Genomic DNA, 22,904 nt, shown 5'->3' with positions numbered 1-22,904 from the left:
TCATGCGCCTTGTTTGTTTACTAAATCTTCAAAACGTACAAATTCATATTGACGTTCTTTTAGCAGTTGTATGAGCCGATGCATTTTCTTTTCCACTGATTTTCGACCTAATCTGAATCGCAGATTCGTTGCAAAGGAAGTTCCTGAGGGTGTTTTGATGTTGTAGTTTTTAGAGAACTCGAAGGGGTGAATGTAGAAAAAGTAATTTTTATTCAGTTTTACATATTTGTTAAGAAGGTATTTTGTGAGTATCCATGGAAAAATCCGCAAATAACCTCCTCCTGAAATGGGGATGTTTTTGTTCTTTAGCGGCAACGTGCTGGTTTCGAATTCAAAAAAATCGTTTCTTTTCAGAATGTCATTTCTGACCGGCGTGAAACCGGTCAGATCTAAATGGCCATATAATTTATGATCGGAAAATTTAATATGACTGGCGTCGTAATGTAAATTCAGATCTTCCAGGATTTCCAGGCGTTCTCTATCCATGCTAAAACAGGGAGCGCGATAGCCTATGGCATTGTAGCCGAGGAGATCGCGAATTTCCCTGATGTTTTTGCCGGTGTCTTGCTTGTATTCTTCGATAGACATTGTTAAGGGTCTTCTATGAGAATGAGAATGTAGCGCTATTTCATGCCCCTGATTGATGATCTGTTTTAAAGTGCCTTTGAGTTTTTCTACAAGCTCACCAACAACAAAAAAAGTTGTTTTGATATTATAGGTATCTAAAATATCCAGATAAATGCTAATCCCGTCAAGGGTACTTTCTGATTGGTCGCATTTTTCTTTATCAAAATAGTCTAAATGGTACCAATCTTCAATATCCATTCCTAAAACAGCATATTTTTTATGCATTTTCTTATTGTCTTTGATGAAACCTATATTTATATCAGGCGACCACCCCTGTTTCTAAAATCTTTAAAATTTTCTACTGTGGGCCATGAAAAGTATTTATTACGGTCCACTTCATTGTCCTTTTCGATCACCGTGTCACTGTTGATATTCCTCAACACCTCACACATAACGTCTCCCCCGATATTCTTGGTTTTTTCGATTAACTGGAACATGGTTTCGCCGGGGAAAATTTCTACTTTTTTTTGTCCTAATATTTTACCATTATCAATTTTAGAATCCATATAATGCACGGAAACCCCGGTTGTCTTTTCTTTGTTGTAGAGGGTCCAAAAACTGGGCATGACGCCCGCATAATCAGGTAAATGCGAGCAATGCAGGTTGATACAGCCTTTTTCCGGGAGGGTTAGTAACTCTTTTTTAAAGATAAGGGGGGCGGAGTAGGACACTATGAGGTCCGGTGCCAACGCTGCCAGCTCTTCTATAAATCTTTTTTCGTTTGGATTCCCTATTTGCTGATAAGGGATCTTATGCTTTTGAGCTACGGATCTCAGACTTCTTGGGTTTAAAGGCAACCGGTAGTTAAAAACGGCGTCTATAATATTGATTAGTTTATTCGAAATTACACGGAAGCCCATTTTCGCAGATTGATACAGACCAAATCCTCTGATGAATAGATCTTTTCGATTCACAAGGCTTTGCGGAGAATCGACGTCAATGATCTTTATTATTTTAACGAAATCGAGTTTGATCAGTTTCTCGATATTCCGGGGAATAACAAAGGAATCTTCCTGCGTGATGATCACTATTTTCATTAATGTTCTTTTATAATTTGCTCCAGACTACCCGGTTTATATAATCGGTATAGCTTATTATTATCCGTACAACTTTTTGTGATACGTTGGGCATGGAATAGTCGGGTACCAATCTGAAATTTCGGTTGTCGCCAACCTGTTGCTGCTCTAATTGTGCCAGGCCCTGTAAAATCCTTTCGGGCTGCAGGCCTGCCATCATAACAGAACTTTCTTCCATCGCTTCCGGGCGCTCATGCGCTTCACGGATATTCAATGCCCTGAAATTCAGAATGGAAGACTCTTCAGAAATGGTGCCAGAATCTGATAAAACGGCAGCAGAATGCATTTGAAGATTATTGTAATCATGAAATCCCAATGGCTTTAAGAGCCGGATTTCGGGTGCTACGGCTGCCTGCGTCTTTTCAATCATATTCCTTGTCCTCGGATGCGTAGAAACAATGACCGGATACCGGTATTTGATAGCTATGGCATTTAAAGAATCCATCAGGTGTTTGAAGTTCTTCTCTGAATTTATGTTTTCTTCCCGGTGAGCAGAAACGACAAAGTATTTTTCCTCAGCGAGGTCAAGGCGATTCAAAACATCCGATTTCCGGATCAACGGTAAATAGTGATGCAGTACCTCGAACATGGGGGAGCCTGTTTTGATGATACGATCGGGCAAAAGCCCCTCGCGTAACAGGTATTCCCTGGCAATACTGCTATAAGTAAGGTTTATGTCTGCTATATGATCCACAATCTTCCGGTTGGTTTCTTCCGGTACCCGCTGATCAAAGCAGCGGTTGCCGGCCTCCATGTGAAAAACAGGAATTTTTCTTTTTTTGGCCGGCAAGGCGCACAGGCAACTGTTGGTATCGCCTAACACCAAAAAGGCATCCGGTCGGACCGATTCCAGCAGTGGGTCTATCTTGATCAGGATATTGCCAACGGTTTCTGTCGCATTGCTTCCCGCTGCATTTAAGAAATGATCTGGTTTACGGATGCCCAGATCATTGAAGAAAATTTCATTGAGTTCATAGTCATAATTCTGACCGGTGTGCACCAATATATGCTCTATAGCTACAGACTGGTCTAACGCTGCCAACACCCGGGAAAGCCGGATGATTTCCGGGCGGGTACCCACTACGGTCATCACTTTTAATCGGTTCATTGAATTGCTTTTTTTGGATGGTTCGGGTTCTACATAATGAGGTGCTGCAAATTTACACATTTTCAAAGAAGGTATCGGGATCCTCCGGGTTATAAAATTCATTGATCCAGAAAACCGTGTACAAATCGTCTTCACCGATATTTTTTATATTGTGCGTGTACCAAACAGGCATGTCCACATAACCCGGCTGATCGCCGGAAACCCGGAATTCAAGGACTTCGGTGGTGCCGATCTTTCGGAGCTGGATCAGTGCATTCCCTTTGATCACTGCAAAGCGTTCGATTTTTCTTGTATGAAAATGATTGCCCCTGGTGACACCCGGAACGGTAGTTGAAAAGGAAACCTGCCCGCCGGTGTTTAACCGTATGAGTTCAACAAATGTTCCCCGGGGATCAGCATGTTGGGTAAAATGTACCGGGAAATGATTTTGTATATCCATGTAACAGCGATATGTATTGAACAGATCCAGCTCGAACCTGTTTTTGAGATCGGGAATGGTCCCGTTCTCCTGATAGGTTGCTTTAAATCCTTCGAGCAATTCGAGGATCTGTGACACGTTTACTTCTGCTGTATGAGGTACTACGCAGTCGGGCTCAAAAATGCCGGTTCTGATCTTTTTTATGATCTCTTCAACGAGTTCTCCTACATAGATCAGTTTTATATTCCCGTCTACGTGAATTTGAGGGGATTCGTTTCTTGCGACCTGGTGGCAAAAGGTTGCGACCACCGAATTGTAGAAAGGTTTTCCAAAAGGGCCAAATACATTGGGAATGATCATTCCTGTGAGCGGTGCGTTGTTGCGCTCTGCCCAATGTGCTAATAATTGACGTCCTTCCTTTTTGGATTGTCCATACCGGTTCTCCTTCTCTTCCTGGGAGGATGAAGAAAAAAGAACATGACATTTTGATTGCGTGCGCTCAAAAGCGGCTATTAATGAGCGTACCAAATTCACATTGGTTTCATAAATGTATTCCTGGCTTTCATGGCGGTTCATAGCCGCAAGATGAACAATAACATCGCATTGAGATACAAAGGCATCCAATTGCTGATTGTTGCCGAAGTATTCCTTGGAAAACGGAACGAGTTCGAATGCCTCTTTCTGAAGGGATAATGTATTGTACAGATGTTTTCCTATAAACCCTTCCTGCCCGGTAATGCCTATCTTTTTCATTGATTTTGATTTTGGAATTAGAAAAGAGAGCATTTAAACAGGATAATGCATTACATTTTGTTCCTTTAAGATATCTTCTCTGATAACCGGGAGCTTTTTAAGCAACTCCTTCATCCCTTCAATGTCCAGGCGGCGGGTATTATGAGAATGATATTCTTCAATTTCTGCTTCCCGCGTATTTCCTTCCGAAAAATATTGTTCATAGTTCAGGTCCCTGTTATCTGCAGGAATGCGGTAATAGTCTCCCATATCTTTCGCTTTTAGCATGTCTTCCCTGTTCACAAGGGTCTCATAGATCTTTTCGCCATGCCGGGTTCCAATGATCTTTATTTCACTATCGGACTGGTACATCTCCAGTAATGCCTTTGCAAGGGTTTGAATGGTGGCGCCCGGGGCTTTTTGCACGAACAGGTCGCCTTGTTTACCGTTTTCGAAAGCATAGAGTACCAGGTCTACAGCGTCTTCGAGGGTCATCATAAAACGTGTCATGTCCGGGTTGGTAATGGTAAGGGGTTTGCCCGCTTTGATCTGGTCGATGAATAGCGGGATCACCGAGCCCCGGGAAGCCATTACATTCCCGTAGCGGGTGGCACAAAATACAGTTTTTGAATCATCGAGGTTCCGGGAGCGCGCTACGGTAACTTTTTCCATCAGCGCCTTTGACATACCCATGGCATTGATCGGATAAGCGGCTTTATCGGTGCTCAATACCACTACTTTTTTGACCTGGTATTTTTCCGCTGCGTTTAGCACATTATCGGTCCCCAGCACATTGGTCTTTACAGCTTCCAGGGGAAAGAATTCACAGGAAGGTACCTGTTTCAGAGCGGCTGCATGAAAGATATAATCAACACCGTTCACTACTGTTTCCACACTGGCCCGATCACGTACATCGCCTAAATAAAACTTAATTTTGGGGTGATTATAGCGCTTGCGCATGTCATCCTGCTTTTTTTCATCGCGGCTGAAAATGCGTATTTCTTTAAAATGCTCCGTGTGTAAAAAACGGTTCATTACTGCATTTCCAAACGAACCGGTTCCGCCGGTGATGAGGAGGGTCTTATTTTTGATTTTCATTGTTTTCTATTATACTTCTTAACTCAAGAATTTTTGCATTGGTTACGGGGCTTCCGAACAGGTTTATATTTTTTTTATAAACTTCCTCATGTTGGTTCCATATATCTAAAGATTCTAATTCAAAAATTGTGCGTTCATCAAATCGTTTCTTTATTAATTTGGCAGGAACCCCGCCAACTATCGCGTAGGGTTCCACGTCCTTTGTTACCAGGGAATGGGCTCCGATTATTGCACCGTTTCCTATCTTAATACCTCCCATGATGGAAACGTTTGCGCCGATCCATACATCATTCCCGATCTCTGATGCTTTGGCCTCATCATCATAGATATTATCGGTTCTCCATTGCAAACCGGTTCCGTTTTTTTTTGAAAAAAAAATAGGTGAGGTTGAGAAAAAGTTGGTTGGGTGAGTGCCTAATCCCATTCTGACATTTTCGGATATCGAACAAAACTTTCCCACTTTAACATTATACAACGTAGTATTGGCACCGATATAAGTATAGCTGTCTACGGTGCATTTTCTTAATTTAACAAATCGATTAATTAGCGCATTAACGCTTATCTTACTATAGCGATCAAATAGGCTTAACAGGGATATTTTTCTATTGAGAAGCCTGATGTAAATTGAATGCAACGAAAAGAAGTTTAAAATAAGGTCCATTGCTCTTTTTGAATTTAGTTTGCTATATGTGATTTATTCTTTCGTAAGGCAAAAAAAACAGCGTCCACTATGGATTGTGCCATCATTTGCGGCAGCCTGTTTTCTAAATAAAAGACTTTGGCATTCTGACATATTTCTAATGCTTTTTCTTTATTTAGAAAGATCCATTCCATTTTTTCGACCAGGCTATTAACCGTTCCATCAAAAAACAAACCTGTTTCTTTATCGGAAATATTAAAAATCTCGCCACCTGTAATCGCATCTTTTGATGTTAAGAAAATAGTGGCATTCCCCATGGAATTTAGAACAGAGAGCCCTGCCTGATTCGGAGAAATGCACGCAATCGATTCATCATAGTATTGAGCGATCCTATTCCGGTCATAGATACTGCCATGTAAGGTGACTGCATTTGAAAGACCATTCATTTCGATGTATTTCTTGATCTTACTTAATTCAGGGCCATCGCCAATGATATTTAGCCCGGGCAGAGTTTGATATTTTTTAAATAAAATAGAATAAGCTTCTAACAATATTTCGATGCCCTTTTGTGGATAGAGAGTGCCTACAAACAGAAAGTTCTTTTTATTCTCCATATTGTCTGTATCGCGAATTGCCACCTCAGTGGTATTATTTGCGACAAACAATTTTTCTTTTGAAATACCACCGTTGATGTACTTGGTCAGGGGATAACTACTGTAGAAGATCACTGAATTAGCGCTTTTAGCGAAAAAAAATCTTAATTTATCCCACCTGGAAGTGGAGTCAAACTTATTTTCGTAGGAAGCGCGTACCCCAATGCCCCAGAAAGATACAGAATAGTTTCTTTTTGGAAGCAGCGAGAGGGTCATCAGGGAAATCCAGTGAATATCAAATAAGCCAATTATTGCATCGTATTTTGAAGACAATCTTCTTAAGTTGTTTTTATGGAAAACAAAAGGCCCGACATTAGTTGTCGGTAAATAGATCGTCTTGAATTTGAATTTTTTTCCTACATAAGCAGGATCATTAAAACCCACGGTCAAATCCAGTTGCTCATTCAGCAACTCAAAAATTTTTTCCCGATATGGCCAGATTTTATTATAAATTATTAGCGTTTTTGGTTTCATATATATAGTAGATAACAATAAATACGAGAATTAGTCGATGGCTAAATGCCCTTTATTTTGTGGCCTGATGGTACTTTTTTAAAACGTCCAAATCGTATTGCCGGACGTTGCGTATATTTTGATACTGCTTTTGAACGGCAGGATATCTATTCCTATTCAGGTAATAGTAATTAGAATTGTCCCACCAAATTACGCCGTTAACTTTCTTGCCATTCGATGTGTGCGTGGTTATCATCTTATAGTAGTTCTTAAAAATGTCCACGGGAATAAGGCTTAAAGCCATTTTATTATTTCCGGAGTTTTGTTTATGCCATATAAATGGGTATACTTTTTTATTAAACTTTTGGGCTAAGTCAAGGGCATAATCCAAATTCAGGTATAAATAATCGCCCCTTCCCCGCTCTATTTGCGGGTAGTTGATATTGTAAACTCTTGAGTTTACATTGTACATATATAATGATGGGGTTATTATATCAGATTCTTTAATAATTGGGGTCAGCCGGGTGTTTATTTGTTTCCAGTTACCATTGCTGCCATCAAAAGTTCTCAATGGAAGACCATAGAATCCCCACTGCAAATTTGGGCGAAGGCGTTTAGCCAGTTCTAGTGTCTTAATAAACTCTTCAATAAATTGCGAAGCTTGCTTAGTATTCGAACCTGACAGCGCTTTGAACGCCGGCCCTTCCCAATCAATAATAGCAATTCCCTGGCTTTTAGAAGAGGTTTTCCGTTCAATATTTTTTCTGAAAAGGGACGGGTTCACATTTATTCCGTCTGTTGTGACTTCTTTTTGATAGAAAATAACTGCTTTTTCCAGATTGTTTTGTCGTATATAAGTTTCCTGAAGATCGTTTAGCCCTGCCATTCCGATATACAACTTGGGTTGTTGCTGGCCGAAAATTTTGGCTGAAAACATCAGTAACAACAAAACCGGATTTATGAATGACAAGATGAAGGTTCTATATAACATTTTTTTACTTTTATATAATTGACTATTCATTTGGTTTTTCTTCCTTTACGACTTTTCCCGTCCGCTTGTGATATTCGTATTTATTAAAATTATCTCTATATTTTTTGGGCAAGTGCTCCGATGTCAAAATATAATAGATACTATTTGTATAAGGCAGATATTGATAACTGTTCCATAACGTCTTTGAAATTGTTAAGCCTAACAGGATAAACAGCGAATATTTAAGCTTTCGACTTGTTGACTTAATTATTATTGTTAAGCATAGAGCAAAAAACAGCCCAAAATATAGTGTAAGCCTGAAAGCGGTGGGAACAATCATCAAAATACGGTATAAATACATATAAAGTAACCCGAAGAAAAAAAGGTAATCACCATATTGGGATTTCAAAATCACGTTTCTGTAATGTAACAGGACAAAGAATAGGAAAAATAGAATCAAGGATCCTAATGTTAGCATGGCGCCGGATTCCGCAACATACACGTTCAATAATTTGTAGCTGAACCTTGGCATATATTCCGAAAAATAGGTGGAAAATAAATTAAGGATTTCCGGAAAAAAGCCGATTGCACAAGCAGCAAAATACAGCCCTGTTAAGGTGGTTTTCGATTTGTAAATTAATTTGTTTTTAAATCGGAATAGTAATGACAGGACTGTCGGAATAATGAGGGATATATGAAAAAAGATACTAACTGAGGCGACCAGGGTGAATTTGATGTATTTTTTATTTAGGAGATAGCCGGTACTCCAAAGTAATATTATTGATCCGGTCATGAACCGCAAGGGGTTATCTATTAGCATAAATAGAAGATTGTAATTTAACATTACAGCTATTGCTAAAAACTTATCGGTTGTGAATTTTTTTATAAATCGTATTGTCGAATATAGATACAGGCATTTTATAAGGCCTAAAAAAAGCCAAAAATCATTTATGATGCCTCTGGCGAAGTATATCAGGTAATAAAATCCTTGTTCGTAACCCTTGTTTAACAGGTCTTTGTCATAGGCATAATTATAGATATTTTCGTATTGCCGCCAGTCCGTACCAACAGTATATCCGAAACATAGGAATACATAAAGCCACAACATGACTAACTTCCTTATTACGGAGTAATTCCTGTTGTATAGGGCGTTACCAGCAATGCAAAGTATATATGTTAGGATGTAGATGAACATTTAATAATATTGTTGGCGGTTTATATGTTTCGCGCTTTTTATTGTTTGCTTATAAAGATTTGTTATTGTTAAAGACTCTCGTAGATCGTTAAGAATTTTTTTGTTTCGTATTCTATTAATTCAGGCATTACGCCTGTTGCATATTCGAATTTGAGTAGTTGCTTTACATCCTCCGGATTGTGAATATCCTCAATGAAGCCTCCCGTATGATGTTCCTGTACGAAATTGTTTAAAACAGGATTATTTCGATTTACAAGCACCGGGAGTTGGTTCTTGATCGCTATGTACAATCTGTTCGGTGCACAAAGGCGATTGTTAATATAGGTAGGTAAGTACATGACAATAGCTGCATTTCCCACTTTCCAGAAATGATTCAAAATCGTATACGGCACATTGCCTACAAAATAAAAGTGATCTGCATTTAATTGATATTCGTTTAGAAAGTTAATAAACTCACTTTTCGATGCTCCCAGAATTAACAACTTGATTTCTTTTGAAAGTGTCCTGGAAAAAGCAGCAAGTTTAGCACGCCCGCGCTCTATGTGTAAAGAGCCCTGATGAATAATAAATGCAGTTCCCGTTGCAGATGCTTTTTTTATGTCGGCCAATATCAGGCTGTATTGATTATCCATTGTTTTTATGGCCAGGTCCTCAAAATACGGAAGGTTCAGAAAATAGGTCAGTCGATTTTTTAGGTTATATCTTTTTTGCAAGATCTCCATGCGCTCTCTGTTGGCAAAGATTATAATGTCCGATCGCTTCATAAGCTTTCTTTCAAAATAGGTGAATATTCTATATTGGAGCGACTCATTTTCGTTCGGCATTTCATGGTCATCGTAGATTAATTTAAATGACTTTTTTCTAAAAAGGCAATAAATGTAGACGGGCAAAACTACTGTCATGTCTTCTACGTGTAATATCCTGGGTTTTAGCTTGAAAAGGAGGAACAGTGCCCTGAGTGTGAATTCAAATACCGTAAATAATCTTAAGAAAGAAGAGTTCCTGAATGTCGGTTTAATCATATGTAGAGATACATTCTTTCCGAGGTCGATCTCCAACTCTCTATCCGGGAGAAGAATGAAATCGATCTTTAATTCATCTTTATAGTGGTCCTGAAGGATCTTGATCTGATTCAAAATCCTCCCATCATTATTTAAATTTGTTTTTGCTATAAAAAAAATATGCATTTTACTTGAATTCAGGGTTATTTATGTTTCTGCTCTTCAATAGTTTTCAGAAGCCTGGTTATTTTTGAGGTTTGACGATCGGGACCAAATGTTTTTATGCATTTTTCTTTATTGTTTTGTTTGTCGTCTTCTTTTAAAATAATAAGTCCTGTGCTCTTAATGGACTCTACTGTATGTACAATAAACCCGTTTTTAATCAAAAAATTAAATATGGGGGATCTTTCGCTCAAGTAAATCGTTACACCAGTCAGTAGTCCCATAATAATATTTCCTAATGCTTGTTGCCGATAATGATTCATGATCATAATTTCACATGAATGAATAATGGTCTGGTATTCTGAGAATTCCATAAAGTCTGTCAGGGCCTGAACTTGAAAAGTGTTGATCTTTTGTAGATATTCTAATATTGCCTTTTTATATTGAAGGTCTCCATAATTAAGAGGTATGATAACCTGCCTGGATTTTAATCCAACCTGGGTGAGGATCTCCAGGACCTCAATATGATTATTGGTATTCGAAGAAGAGTTACCCAAAAGAATATTTTTGCCGGAAACAAAAGGAACAGACTGAAAATCTTTGAAAAAAATGGGTGTGATGTAGTTGAAATGATAGCACACATTGTTAACGGATGGGTATTTATTTTTCAATATGTTGTAGTCATCCGGAATAACCGGCACGATATAGCTAAATTGCTGAATCACTCTAAGCTTTTGGCTAACGGCCTTTCGATGATTAAATACGCTTCTGCCATACTCTTTGACAAAGTCTCTGATTAAAGAATAGAAATGGTTCTTGAAATACCATTTCCGTAGGTATATTTTAGTTTTGTTTCCTATAAAAGCATTATAGAATGAGGGGAGACTGAAGCCATCCGCTCCCCAAAACATCCATATGATCGGGATATGAATTTTGTGTTTTAACAAGAATGCCACCTCCTGATCCCGCAGAAAATGGATGAATATTATATCGATTTGCTGTTCCTTTAAATATTCTGCGGAAATTAAACCGCTTCGCAGATAAAAGTTCGTAATGCCGCTAATGCGGAAGGTGCGCTGACATGCTTCAATAAATTTTTTATCATCTATTATGTGTAGCAAATTCATATTTTATTTCTTCTTTTTATTGTAGCAGGGATACCCGTCACGATGCAATTATCCGGTACATCTTTTGTGACAACCGCGCCAGCACCAACAATAACATTTTCCCCGATTCTTATATTCGGTAGTATAGTGGCATTGGAACCTATATGAGAAAAATTCCCAACAGTAACGCCTCCCAGTAACGTTGCTCCGGGAGATAATTCGACGAAATTTCCAATGTTGCAATCGTGTGTTACGACTGCATTGTAATATACTAAGACACAAACGCCTATGGTTACCGAGTTTGATATGCTGCAACCTGAAAGAATGGAAGCCCCGGTACCAATCTCAACATGCCGGCTGATCTTTGCATGTGGGCTTATTAATGATACCAGTGTCCCGCCGATATCCTTAAATTTATCGCAGATGAATTTCCTGTTTTTGGGATTTCCAATTCCAATAGCATATTTGTCGGACTTGCTTTCTGAGAAAAAGGTGCTGACACTATTAAAGGAATTGAGGATAGGGTATTCATTATATAGTAACTTTCTATCCAGATTGACATCATCAAAAAATGCAATCCCTTCAGAACTGTTTTCATATCGATCTGAAAAAACCTGTAACAGTTCTTTCGCAAATCCACCTGATCCTACTATTAGCATAGTTAATTATTTTGGTACCTTAATATAAGCCTACAAATCAAATCAATATCTTCCTTTGTTAAATCAAAGTACAGAGGCAGACATAATACCCTTTTAGAAACGTCTTCAGTAACAGGAAGTAATTCACTTGTTAAATAGGGCAACGATGATGCGAGTGATGGATAAAAATAACGTCTGGTAAAAATTTCATGCTTTTCTAATGCGCTTTTTATTTTAAGTAATAAGTCTTCCGAATCGAAAACGATCGGGTAATATGCATAATTTAAAGACGCCTCCTGATGCCAGCCGACTTTGACCGCCTTCGCTGTTCTAAGATTTTGATCGTAAATTTCTGTCAAATATTTTCTTTTTTGATGAATATCATTTATATATTTAAAATTTACCAGTCCCATAGCCGCATGTAACTCCGAATTTTTTCCATTGATTCCCAATTCCGCAAATGTCTCGTATCCTGAAATACCAAAATTGCGTACATAAGCTAACTTCTTTAGCAAATTCGCATCCCTGGTAACAATTAACCCGCCTTCGATACTGTGATAAAGCTTCGTTGCATGTAACGAGCAGATGGATACATCTCCATATTCAAATATGGATTTACCGGCAACCGTTACTCCAAAGGCATGGGCTCCATCGTAAATAACTTTCAGTTTGTGCTTTTTGGCTATCCGATCGATGGATCCGACGTCACAGGGATTGCCGTAAACGTGTGTTGCCAATATCGCAGAGGTAGATTCCGTTATGGCCTCTTCTATTTTGGTTGGATCCAAATTCAGGGACTTCGGGTCAATATCAACAAATTTTGGAGAACAATTTTCCCAAACAATACTGCTTGTAGTCGCCACGAAGGAAAAGGGTGTGGTGATAATTTCTCCTTTTAAATTAAGCGCTTTAATTGCCATTTGGAGTGCAACAGTTCCGTTGGCAACAAAGAGCAGATGATTTACATTTAAGTGCTCTTTCAACTTCATTTCCAAATCGGAAGCTAAAGGCCCCATATTAGTCAACCATTGCCGTTTCCATATATCATCGATATATTTTTTATACTCTTCTAACGGCGGTAAAAAAGGCTTGGTGATCTGTATCATGATTTTATCTTAATTTTCTTCTCTTAATTGTTTCTACAAGATAACTGAGTGGTTCTGCATGAATCAGTTTATTGAATCCCAGATAGATGAATATGCATAGCGTTATTCCTGACAGTATCTGGGCTAAAGGGCTGAATGAAGCTCCCTGCCACCTAAATGTGAAATATACCAGCAGAAACATCAATCCGGATATCAGGATTGTTGGGAGCATATCCAGAAATTGCTGTTTTGAAGGATAATTGATCATGTCTGCACTATAATACGTATTGATGAACAGTGCGAGATAATTACAAATGACGCTGCTCCAAACCAGGCCGATTACTCCAAACCTGAAGGAGGCGAACAGACCGATCACTATAATTGATTTTTTTACTATCTCTAACTTCAGAAATAATTCACTGCGTCCGTAAACTTTAAAAACGTTGAGATTAAAAGCATGAATGGGATAGAAGATGCTGGCCAGGCATAATACCTGAAAATACGGTACTGCAGGCAGCCATTGTTCTCCAAGAACTATATGAAATAATGGCCGTGCAATAGCCGCGGCTCCAAACATTAAAGGGCAGGTGATAAAAAATGTAAGCCGCATAATCTTTCGGTATACGGCAGAGATCAGTTGCTTATCACCCTGCAGTCCGGCCAGCAATGGGTAACTGACTCTATTCATGGCTGTCGTTATGATTGAAACAGGATAATCATTAAAAGCTCTGGAACGCTCAAAGTATCCCAGTTCTTTTACAGTATAAAGACGACCTACAACAATATTATAGATATTCTGAAAAATCGTGTTTAGCAGCCCTGAAAGCATTAGCTTGTAACCGAATCCAAAATGATATTTTGCTTTTTCTTTTGAATATGAAAAACTAGGTCTCCAGGAAGAACGCCACCAAAGAACGGCCGACTGTACCAGTTGCGTAGTCAGATACATAAATATAATTGACCATGCCCCACAATCAAGATATCCAAGAAAAATGCCGGTAAAAACGCCTGCGAGGGTACCGGGCATATTTTGTTTCATTATTTGCTTGAATTTCATCTGGCTTTCAAGAATTGCCAGTTGTACGGCCGAAAATGCCGAGATCATAAACGTAAGGCCGTATATACGGATCAGCTTTGTTACTATGGGCTGGTGATAGAAGGCTGCTATATATGGTGCAGCAAAAAAAATCAAGAGATAGAATGTGGAGCTTAATACAAGATTAAGTATAAAGACCGTGGAATAATCTGCTTCTTCTGCATCTTTTGTACGAATAAGAGATGCTGACATTCCACTGTCAGCGATATTGGTACCGATGGCAATGAATACTGCGATCATCCCGATTAGGCCAAATTGAGCAGGACCTAACCAGCGGGCCAATAAAATTGTTGCCAGAAAGGATAATCCCCTTAGGACCATTGAATCCATTACTGTCCATATAAGACCCGAAACTGTTTTATTTCGTAAAGACATGATAACCTGATATCAATATTTTAACACTTTCTTTCTAATGTAATCGAAATAACCACCCTTCAGACTGGCGATAGCTTGTCCAAGGCTATCTTTATCGACCCAATTATAGTTAGCTGCTACTTCCTCTATGCAGCCAACTTTTAAACCGGTTCTTTTTTCCAGCGCTTTTACAAACTCTGTTGCTTCTGTTAGGGATTCATGTGTTCCCGTATCCAGCCAGGCGAAGCCGCGGCTCAAGGTTTTTAACTTTAGTTGCCCTTGAGCCAGGTAGTGTTGGTTAATCGATGTGATTTCCAGTTCACCCCGGGGCGATGGCTTTATCAAGTGCGCTATTTTTACTACTGAATTCGGATAAAAATACAAGCCAACTACGGCATGATCTGATTTTGGCCGGGATGGCTTTTCTTCAATACTTAGCACGGTGCCGTTTTTGTCAAATTCCGCAACGCCATAACGTTCGGGGTCATCAACACAATAACCGAAGACAACGGCTTCGTTATCTTCGGTTACATTTGCTACAGATTCTTTTAATAGTTTTTGAAATCCGGCTCCATAGAAGATATTGTCCCCTAAAATCAGACACACATTATCTTGGCCAATAAATTCTTCCCCAATTATAAAGGCTTGGGCCAACCCGTCCGGGCTCGGCTGCTCGGCATAGTGAAATTGAACGCCCAGCCTGGAGCCGTCCCCTAATAATTTTTTGAAATTGGGTAAGTCATCCGGTGTTGAAATAATTAATATTTCTCTTATTCCTGCCAGCATGAGTATCGACAGCGGATAGTATATCATAGGCTTATCATACACAGGCAGCAGTTGTTTGGATACTGCTATGGTTAAGGGGTGTAACCGGCTGCCAGAGCCTCCGGCCAAAATAATCCCTTTCATACTTTTAGGTACATTATCCATTATACTGCATTTTATAATATTGTTGATAATCACCCGAGGTAACGCGGTTTAGCCATTCCTGGTTTGATAAGTACCAGTCGATGGTTTTGCTCAGCCCCTGTTCAAAAGTGACTGTGGGGCTATAACCGAGTTCCCGGTGTATTTTTGTAGCGTCAATTGCATAGCGGAGGTCATGCCCGGGACGGTCCTTTACAAACGTGATCAGTTGTTCTGAAGTATGAGCCGGTCTGCCGAGCTTTTCGTCCATCTGTTTGCAGAGTTCCCGTACCAGATCAATGTTCTGCCATTCGTTAAAGCCTCCTATATTGTAAGACCCGCCATTCTTCCCTTTGTGATAGACCAGGTCGATTGCCCGGGCATGGTCGATTACAAATAGCCAATCCCTGGTAAATTTGCCATCGCCGTATATTGGGAGTGGCTTGCCATGCAGAATATTATGAATGCAGAGGGGAATCAACTTCTCCGGGAAATGATGGGGACCATAGTTGTTGGAGCAGTTTGTTAAAACGACCGGTAACCCGAACGTGTCGTGATAGGCGCGTACAAAATGGTCAGAAGAAGCTTTTGAAGCGGAATAAGGCGAATGTGGCTCGTATCTGCTGTTTTCGGTGAATAGCCCAACTTCTCCCAACGAACCGTATACCTCGTCCGTAGACACATGATGGAAACGTTTCCCATCAAAATGTCCATTCCAGATTTCTTTTGCGGCATTTAACAGGTTAACAGTGCCCACTACATTGGTCATTACAAACGCTGCAGGGTTTTTGATAGATCGGTCCACGTGAGATTCCGCAGCCAGGTGAATGACCCCATCAGGCAAATACGCTTTGAAGATTTCAAGAATTTTATCTAAGTCTGTAATGTCGGCCTTTACAAATTTATAATTGGGAAGTTCCTCAATATCCTTTAGATTTTCAAGATTTCCGGCATACGTTAATGCGTCCAGATTAACGATCTGATAATTGGGATATTTATTTACAAATTCCCTGACCACATGCGAGCCGATAAATCCCGCTCCTCCCGTTATGATAATTGATTTCATTTATTATTTATTTGTGACACCACAAAAGTCGAGTACAATTTTTTCGGCTGCAATATTCAGATCTTTAAATACATTGTGTGCTACTAAAAAAACAACTATATCTGCATTCTTTACGGCTTCTATATAATTTGTTAGTTTGAACAAATTATGTTCGGTAATATTGGGTTCTACCACAAAGTACTCTTCGTCGTTGGCGTCCTGCAAAATACGTTGTACGATATATTTGGCAGGAGATTCGCGCAGATCATCAATATTTGGTTTGAAAGCCATCCCCATTAATGCTATTTTGGGTTCTTTATTATTTTTGAGCTGATACGCTTTCCGGGCTTCTTTTACTTTTTCTGCGCACCAAAATGCTTTATGATTATTGATTTCCCTGGCTTTTCCAATAATGCGCGATTCCAGCGGAAACTCAGAGACAATAAAATAAGGATCTACGGCAATGCAGTGTCCTCCAACGCCGCAGCCAGGTTGCAGGATATTTACCCGGGGATGTTTGTTGGCCAAACGGATTAGCTCCCAAACATTGATGTCTGCCTTGTCGCAAATCAATGACAATTCGTTGGCAAAAGCGATTTGTACATCGCGGGAAGAGTTCTCGGTCAATTTACACATTTCCGCAGTACGCGCATTTGTAGAGTGGAGCTCACCTTTTACGAATTGGCTATAAAAGGCCATGGCTTTTTTTGTCGATTCTTCGTTTATTCCGCCGATGACCCTGTCATTATTGACCAATTCAAACATCACGTTACCGGGCAATACCCGCTCGGGGCAATAGGCGACATAAATTTTATCCTGCAGATCAGGACGTTTTGCAAAAATGAGGGCCATCATTTTTTCTGTAGTTCCTACCGGAGAGGTGGATTCTATAATATAGAGATCCCCTTCCTTCAATAAAGGCAGTATTGCTTCTGTAGCAGCCTGTACATAGGAAATATCCGGTTCATGGTCGCCTTTGAAAGGGGTAGGCACCACTATTAAATAGATGTCAGCCGCTGCAGGTTTTGTTTCAGCTTTTAGATATCCTTCCTGAACCGCTTTTGCAACAGCCTTATCCAGTTCCGGTTCTACAATATGAATTTTCCCGGCATTAATGGTATCAACCACGTGTTGCGAAATATCCACTCCATGTACCGGTATACCACTGTTAGCAATGAGTGCCGAAGTAGGTAAACCGATATATCCCAATCCTACGGTTACAACTTTTGCTTGCATTTTTTTTATTTTAAGTTTTTAATGAAGTTAACAATCCGTTTACACGCCTTTCCATCACCATATGGATTATGAAGGGCCGACATTTGTTCGTATCGTTCTTTATTGTCCAGCAATGACTGCGCCTCGGAAATGATTTTTTGTTTGTCGGTCCCCACTAAAATAACCGTGCCGGCGTCCACTGCCTCGGGCCGCTCTGTAGTATCTCGCATCACTAATACCGGCTTCCCGAGGCTGGGTGCCTCTTCCTGCACTCCTCCGGAGTCTGTAATAATGATGTAGGCCTGGTTCATTAACCATACAAAGGCCGGGTAGGCCAGCGGTTCTATTAATTGTATGTTATTGATGCCGGATAAAATTTTATACACAGGGCCTTTTACATTAGGATTCAGATGGACCGGATAAATAATTTGTACATCCGGATTGGATGTGGCAATTTGTTTCAACGCCTCACAAATATTGATGAAACCCTGGCCGTGATTTTCCCTGCGATGCCCCGTGACCAGTATGAGACGCTTGTGTGGATCGACTATGTTTTCCAGTTCGGCAATATCAGCGTTTTTTAGTTGTTGTACGCGAGCCGAGCTATCAAATAGTGCATCAATAACCGTATTTCCTGTAACTAAAATATTTTGAGGATCTACATTTTCTTGTAGGAGATTTTCTTTTGAGGTATCTGTAGGCGCAAAATGGAAATCGCAAATCCGGCCTGTTACCTGGCGATTAATCTCCTCCGGGAACGGAGAACGTTTATTATGTGTTCTAAGCCCCGCTTCCACATGACAGACTTTGGCCCCCGAATAGAAGGCCGCTATGCTTGCAGCCATGGTAGTAGTAGTATCTCCATGTACGTAAACGTAATGTGGTTTAAATGATTCCAGTACGGGTTTTAGCTCTGTAAGAATACCAGCAGTTAATGTGTACAGATTTTGATCAGGTTTCATTAAGTTTAGATCAAAATCCGGAATAATCTCAAAAAAATCCAATACCTGGTCGAGCATTTCCCGGTGCTGTGCTGTTACGCAAACTTTGGTATCAAATTGATCTGTGTAGGTTAAAAACTCTTTTACCAGGGGTGCCATTTTAATGGCTTCGGGACGTGTGCCGAATACAATTAAATTTTTTTTCATAAATAGACTTATAATATAGGATCTGTCTTATCCGAAAAGAACCTTTTATGTTCTAATAATAGCTTTCTCCTTTTTTAGATTATCAAAGATTAATCTCCAGGGATTACCGATGTCCTCCCTGGTATGATTGCTTCAGAATTGACAGAATATAATTCTGTCTCGCTTTTTATGTGCTTCTGCTACCAGGCCCTCGTGCGTGGTACAGGCGCATGTAAAACCCAATGACCATGGACGGTTAATAAAACTGCCAGGAGGGAGCTTTATATAACGTAGTCTGGCAATTGCTGTTTTTTTTAAGAGCATTATTCCTGATTCTTCCAGGTTCTTCAGATTGTCCCGGAACCATTCTTCCGCTGCTTTCAAATCACTGCATAACGTTCATCTACATACCTGGTAATGGCATAAGGAGAGGGCTTGCCAATTGTATGTATTTGCTACTCTGAGCGGAGTGCGCGGGATCTTTATCAGCAGAAGGACTGGCCGCGTATGCAAAGCCCGGTACACTTATAATACGGGATGCTATGGGCATATTCGTAAGACCGGAAATATTGATTTCATTGCTTGTGCCCGGGGCGCTGATCAACTCCGGAACAGAACCTGAAGCTGTTTGGGAATAAGTAGCCAGGTTACGGATGCCACCTTTCATTAGTTCGGAATCCGGATGAAAAAATAATGAATCCAGATTTTGCCGCTGGTCAATGAAAGAATTATCCGGTACCTGCACCGCGCAATTTTTGTTTGAAAAATATTCTGTAGGATAAGGGCCGATAAAACCGGCACCACCTGTAGCCAATATCTGTTTTTTGCTCATTTCGAAGTCCAAATTATCTATCTCATTCTATCGCTTAAAGACGTCCCGGACCTTTTTCTTCAGGCTTCTTTTTGCTTTTGTATCCCGTTCGTTATTATGACCATAGCCATAACCGTAGCCATAGCCGTAACCATAGCCATAAGAGTTCTTGGGCCGGGCATCGTTCAAGACGATCATCAAATGATTTAGTTTCTTGTTGGTGTAGATATCCTGCACAATATTCAGCTGCTCCTTAAACGTATAATTATAGCGCACTACATAAGCACTGATATTGGCAAATGTACCCAGGGTGAATGCGTCTGATACCTGGCCAACTGGCGGACAGTCGATGATGATATGATCATACTCCTGTCTCAAAAAATTGAAGAGTTCGGCAATCCGCTCGCTCAACAAAAGCTCGGACGGGTTGGGAGGGAGGGGCCCTGATCCGATTATATACATTCCTTTCAGCTCCGGCACAGGTTGCACGAGGTCCGATGGACTGAGACCCCGGTCGATCACGAAGTTTGAAATGCCCCTGGAAGCAGTTATGCCCAGGCCTTTTAATAGTTTGGGTTTCCGCAGGTCAAATTCGAGCAGTACAACCTTCTTCCCACTCAGAACCAGGCTGGCCCCCAGGTTGGTACAGAAAAAAGTCTTCCCTTCGCCACTCATGCTGGAAGTGGTTAAAATAACTTTATCATCTTCACCTGAAGTGGCAAATTTAAGATTGCTCCGGATCAGGCGAAACATTTCTGAAATAGGGGAGCGGGTGTTTTCCTTTACCACCAATTCCTCATCCGACTGGGCGTGCATGATTTCGCCAAGGATAGGAATGTTGGTTCGGGAAAGGATATCTTTTTGCAGACGGACCTTGTCATTCAGGAGATCCCGGATATACATGATGGCAAAAGGAATCAAAAGACCGGCGATGATCGCGCCCAGATAGATCAACATTTTCTTGGGTGAAACAGGTTTGTCGTCGGCAGCAGTGTCATCAATGATCCTGGAATTGGATACGGTTGCTGCTAATGAAATAAGCGACTCTTCTCTTTTCTGCAACAGATATTGATAAATTGTTTGCTTAATACCCTGTTCCCGCTGGATCTCTAATAACTGGCGTTCTACTGCAGGAACGGTCTTGATTTTCGATTGGAACTGGCCATAATCCTTATGAATGAGCCCCTGGGTTACATTTACTCCCTTCTGCAGGTTACGGATGTTTTCTGAAATGCTTTTGCGCACCGTATTGATGCTCTTATCAATGTTCTGCACCAGGATATTATCCGGCTCTACTGTTGTCAACGTTTGCTGGCGTTTTAATTGCAGATCGTTAAAACTCTGGATCAGGCCATTGAGCGTCGGATCCTGGATCCCCAGAGAAGTGGGCACCAGGGTATGTTCATTACCCGGTTTACTGATATAGGTTTGCAGGGAAGTAAGAATGGAAGCCTGCAGTTTGGCGTCCTCCAGCTTCTGATACAATCCCTGGGTCTGGGTCATATACTGATTTATATCTGAAGTGACATCCGTGATCTGATTCTTCTCCTTAAATTCCGATACCTTTTTTTCCACACCCGAAAGCTCACTAACTAATGTCCGCAAACGATCGTCAATAAAAGCCACCGTATTCCGGGAAACGATATTTTTATCATCAACGGCATCCTGATTATAGACCTCAATCAGTTTGTTAATGATATCAATGGCTTTTTGTGAAACAGGGTCTTTGACCGTAATAATAATAGTGCTGGTTTGCTGATCACTTACATCGATCGACATGTTTTTAGCGTACGCAGCCGCATATTCCTTAATGTTATTAAAACGGAGAAGGATCTTGTTGTCTGAAAACCGGTATTTGGGACTAGGGACAATACTAAAAGTACCAAAGGGTTTTTGTATCTTTTGCCCGAAATGGAAAGTCTGTGATTTCCCGTTATCCTCCGTTAGTACTAATTCTGACTGGTCCTGATTTACTGATACCGAATAATTCCCAACGTTTCCTTTTAAAAGCGAATCTTCATAAAGGGTATCGATCTGTATAATAAAAGGGCTGCTTTTCCCATAAGTTTCGGAAGTGCGTATATTTCCCTGTACAAGCTGGGTAGGTTGTAACGCAGGTATTTGCCGCATAGCCCGTTGCAAGAGGCTTTTACTTTTCAGAACGCGTACTTCATTGTCTACACTCTTGGTGGTGTTAAAGATATCCAGGTCCTGGAACATCTGCATGGCATCTGCAGCACCTCCGCCTCCTTTTTTGTCGTCTTTTACCAGCAACTCTGCAGTTGTTTGATAAATGGGAGTTGTATATCGCAGATAAAAAAAGGCAAGGATCAGGCAGATAAGCACACCGATCACAAACCAATACCAGTTGCGGGTATATCGGGTAATTTCTGCCTTTAAATTGATCTCTTTAGGTTGTTCAGCGGATATGATAGATTCTTCGTTCATTTAGAAGGGGTAAATGGTTAATCATAAAAATTTCAGCTGCTGCATTCTCCGAATGCCTGCCATCATCATTAGCGGAGCAACGAAGCCAGGATCACTGCTATAGCGGAGATCCCTGCGGTTGCAATGGGCACCCAGCGGTAATTGCTTGCATCTGCCTGCTTGGCCTTCAGGTCATTCTCGGGCTGCACATAGACCACATCGTTCTGCTGCAAATAAAAATACGGCGAACTGAAAACGTTCTTGTCCGCCAGGTTGATCCGCTGCATGGTCCTTTTGCCTTCTTTTTCCCGGATCACTAAAATGTTTTCCCGGATGGCATAGGGGGTAAGGTCTCCGGCCATACCCAGGGCCTCCAGCACGTTTACCCGTTCGTCCGGAACGGTGAAAGAGCCGGGGCGGGCAACTTCGCCGATTACAGTCACTTTGTAATTCAGGAACTTAATATTTACGATCGGGGTCTTAGCGGTTTTTGCAACTTCCGCTGTTATTTTGTCCTGGGCCTCTTTACGGGTAAGCCCCACAACGTCTATTTTTCCCAGAACAGGCAGGTTTACCTGGCCGTTTTCATCTACCAGAAAACCATTCCGGGTTGCATCAAAACTGTTGTTATTGTAAGTTGCTGTCGGGTTTGTTGCGCTTCCCTGTGAGGTTATAAGAGCCTGCGGGGCGGCACCTGAATTGAAAAGTTGGTTATATTCTGGGCTTAAGGTGGTAATGGTGATCCCGAGGATGTCTCCTTTCTCGATTTTTGCGCTCATCTTATTGACGATCTGCGCCGTATCTCCTTCCGGTGGTAAATTATTGAAGTACACAAGATTCCTGCTCGTACGGCAGGATGTTGCTGCAAATACGATGAGGAACGAGAGTATTACGCACACTCCTCCCTGCGTTTTAAAGGGGGCGTTTTCGAGTATTTTCATAAATATCGAGGTTTCGAGCA

20 protein-coding genes are annotated in these 22,904 nt (G+C 40.7%); all 20 read right to left on the bottom strand.

Features of this window, described 5'->3' with window-relative positions; translation table 11 throughout:
- The 20 genes from B160_RS0118295 to B160_RS0118195 all read right to left on the bottom strand — a co-directional run bounded on the left by B160_RS0118295 (position 1) and on the right by B160_RS0118195 (position 22,884).
- On the bottom strand, positions 1-852 hold the full coding sequence (locus B160_RS0118295; RefSeq protein ID WP_018629374.1) for a polysaccharide deacetylase family protein: 852 nt from the start codon (positions 850-852) through the stop codon (positions 1-3).
- Positions 853-881: 29 nt separating this feature from the next.
- Positions 882-1,664, bottom strand: a complete 783-nt coding sequence (locus B160_RS0118290) for a methionyl-tRNA formyltransferase (protein WP_018629373.1) — start codon at positions 1,662-1,664, stop codon at positions 882-884.
- 10 nt (positions 1,665-1,674) lie between these two features.
- Positions 1,675-2,811, bottom strand: a complete 1,137-nt coding sequence (wecB, locus tag B160_RS0118285; RefSeq protein WP_026309853.1) for a non-hydrolyzing UDP-N-acetylglucosamine 2-epimerase — start codon at positions 2,809-2,811, stop codon at positions 1,675-1,677.
- Positions 2,812-2,863: 52 nt separating this feature from the next.
- A complete protein-coding gene (locus tag B160_RS0118280) occupies positions 2,864-3,982 on the bottom strand; it encodes a polysaccharide biosynthesis C-terminal domain-containing protein (protein ID WP_018629371.1) in 1,119 nt (372 codons plus the stop codon).
- 33 nt (positions 3,983-4,015) lie between these two features.
- Positions 4,016-5,059: a polysaccharide biosynthesis protein gene (locus B160_RS0118275; protein ID WP_018629370.1), complete on the bottom strand. Its 1,044-nt coding sequence runs from the start codon at positions 5,057-5,059 to the stop codon at positions 4,016-4,018.
- A complete protein-coding gene (locus B160_RS32595) occupies positions 5,043-5,720 on the bottom strand; it encodes a CatB-related O-acetyltransferase (protein ID WP_071597051.1) in 678 nt (225 codons plus the stop codon). The genes B160_RS0118275 and B160_RS32595 overlap by 17 nt, the downstream gene beginning before the upstream one ends.
- A gap of 14 nt (positions 5,721-5,734) precedes the next feature.
- Complete coding sequence (locus tag B160_RS29625; RefSeq protein ID WP_051107208.1) at positions 5,735-6,826, bottom strand: glycosyltransferase; 1,092 nt, start codon at positions 6,824-6,826, stop codon at positions 5,735-5,737.
- A 52-nt stretch (positions 6,827-6,878) separates the two neighbouring features.
- Positions 6,879-7,826, bottom strand: a complete 948-nt coding sequence (locus tag B160_RS0118260; protein ID WP_018629367.1) for a hypothetical protein — start codon at positions 7,824-7,826, stop codon at positions 6,879-6,881.
- Entirely contained in the window at positions 7,819-8,883 is a 1,065-nt protein-coding gene (locus B160_RS32590) for an EpsG family protein (RefSeq protein ID WP_169540098.1), read from the bottom strand. The genes B160_RS0118260 and B160_RS32590 overlap by 8 nt, the downstream gene beginning before the upstream one ends.
- Positions 8,884-9,038: 155 nt before the next feature.
- A complete protein-coding gene (locus B160_RS0118250; RefSeq protein ID WP_157558127.1) occupies positions 9,039-10,106 on the bottom strand; it encodes a glycosyltransferase family protein in 1,068 nt (355 codons plus the stop codon).
- A 68-nt stretch (positions 10,107-10,174) separates the two neighbouring features.
- Positions 10,175-11,260 (bottom strand): TDP-N-acetylfucosamine:lipid II N-acetylfucosaminyltransferase family protein, encoded by a 1,086-nt coding sequence (locus tag B160_RS0118245; RefSeq protein ID WP_018629364.1) that lies wholly within the window; start codon positions 11,258-11,260, stop codon positions 10,175-10,177.
- Positions 11,257-11,898 carry an acetyltransferase gene (locus B160_RS0118240; RefSeq protein WP_018629363.1) on the bottom strand — a complete coding sequence of 214 codons (642 nt, stop codon included), beginning with the start codon at positions 11,896-11,898 and terminating at the stop codon, positions 11,257-11,259. The genes B160_RS0118245 and B160_RS0118240 overlap by 4 nt, the downstream gene beginning before the upstream one ends.
- Before the next feature lie 2 nt (positions 11,899-11,900).
- On the bottom strand, positions 11,901-12,983 hold the full coding sequence (locus B160_RS0118235; protein WP_018629362.1) for a DegT/DnrJ/EryC1/StrS family aminotransferase: 1,083 nt from the start codon (positions 12,981-12,983) through the stop codon (positions 11,901-11,903).
- Between the two features lie 4 nt (positions 12,984-12,987).
- Entirely contained in the window at positions 12,988-14,433 is a 1,446-nt protein-coding gene (locus B160_RS0118230; RefSeq protein WP_026309852.1) for a lipopolysaccharide biosynthesis protein, read from the bottom strand.
- A 12-nt stretch (positions 14,434-14,445) separates the two neighbouring features.
- A complete protein-coding gene (rfbA, locus tag B160_RS0118225; protein WP_018629360.1) occupies positions 14,446-15,342 on the bottom strand; it encodes a glucose-1-phosphate thymidylyltransferase RfbA in 897 nt (298 codons plus the stop codon).
- A complete protein-coding gene (gene rfbB / locus B160_RS0118220) occupies positions 15,335-16,384 on the bottom strand; it encodes a dTDP-glucose 4,6-dehydratase (protein WP_018629359.1) in 1,050 nt (349 codons plus the stop codon). Before rfbB ends, rfbA begins: the two co-directional genes overlap by 8 nt.
- A gap of 3 nt (positions 16,385-16,387) precedes the next feature.
- Positions 16,388-17,599, bottom strand: coding sequence for a UDP-N-acetyl-D-mannosamine dehydrogenase (gene wecC, locus B160_RS0118215; RefSeq protein WP_018629358.1), 1,212 nt, complete (start codon positions 17,597-17,599; stop codon positions 16,388-16,390).
- Positions 17,600-17,604: 5 nt separating this feature from the next.
- Positions 17,605-18,726, bottom strand: coding sequence for a non-hydrolyzing UDP-N-acetylglucosamine 2-epimerase (gene wecB / locus B160_RS0118210; RefSeq protein WP_018629357.1), 1,122 nt, complete (start codon positions 18,724-18,726; stop codon positions 17,605-17,607).
- Positions 18,727-19,564: 838 nt separating this feature from the next.
- The gene (locus tag B160_RS29615) at positions 19,565-21,964 is read right to left on the bottom strand and encodes a GumC family protein (RefSeq protein WP_018629356.1); all 2,400 of its coding nucleotides are present in this window, start codon (positions 21,962-21,964) and stop codon (positions 19,565-19,567) included.
- Between the two features lie 68 nt (positions 21,965-22,032).
- The gene (locus tag B160_RS0118195) at positions 22,033-22,884 is read right to left on the bottom strand and encodes a polysaccharide biosynthesis/export family protein (RefSeq protein ID WP_051107206.1); all 852 of its coding nucleotides are present in this window, start codon (positions 22,882-22,884) and stop codon (positions 22,033-22,035) included.
- Between the last annotated feature and the right edge of the window lie 20 nt (positions 22,885-22,904).

It is taken from the genome of Niabella aurantiaca DSM 17617 (assembly GCF_000374125.1).
Taxonomy (GTDB): domain Bacteria; phylum Bacteroidota; class Bacteroidia; order Chitinophagales; family Chitinophagaceae; genus Niabella; species Niabella aurantiaca.
The sequence above is the reverse complement of the archived record's forward strand: the minus strand, read 5'-3'. Positions and strand labels throughout refer to the sequence as shown.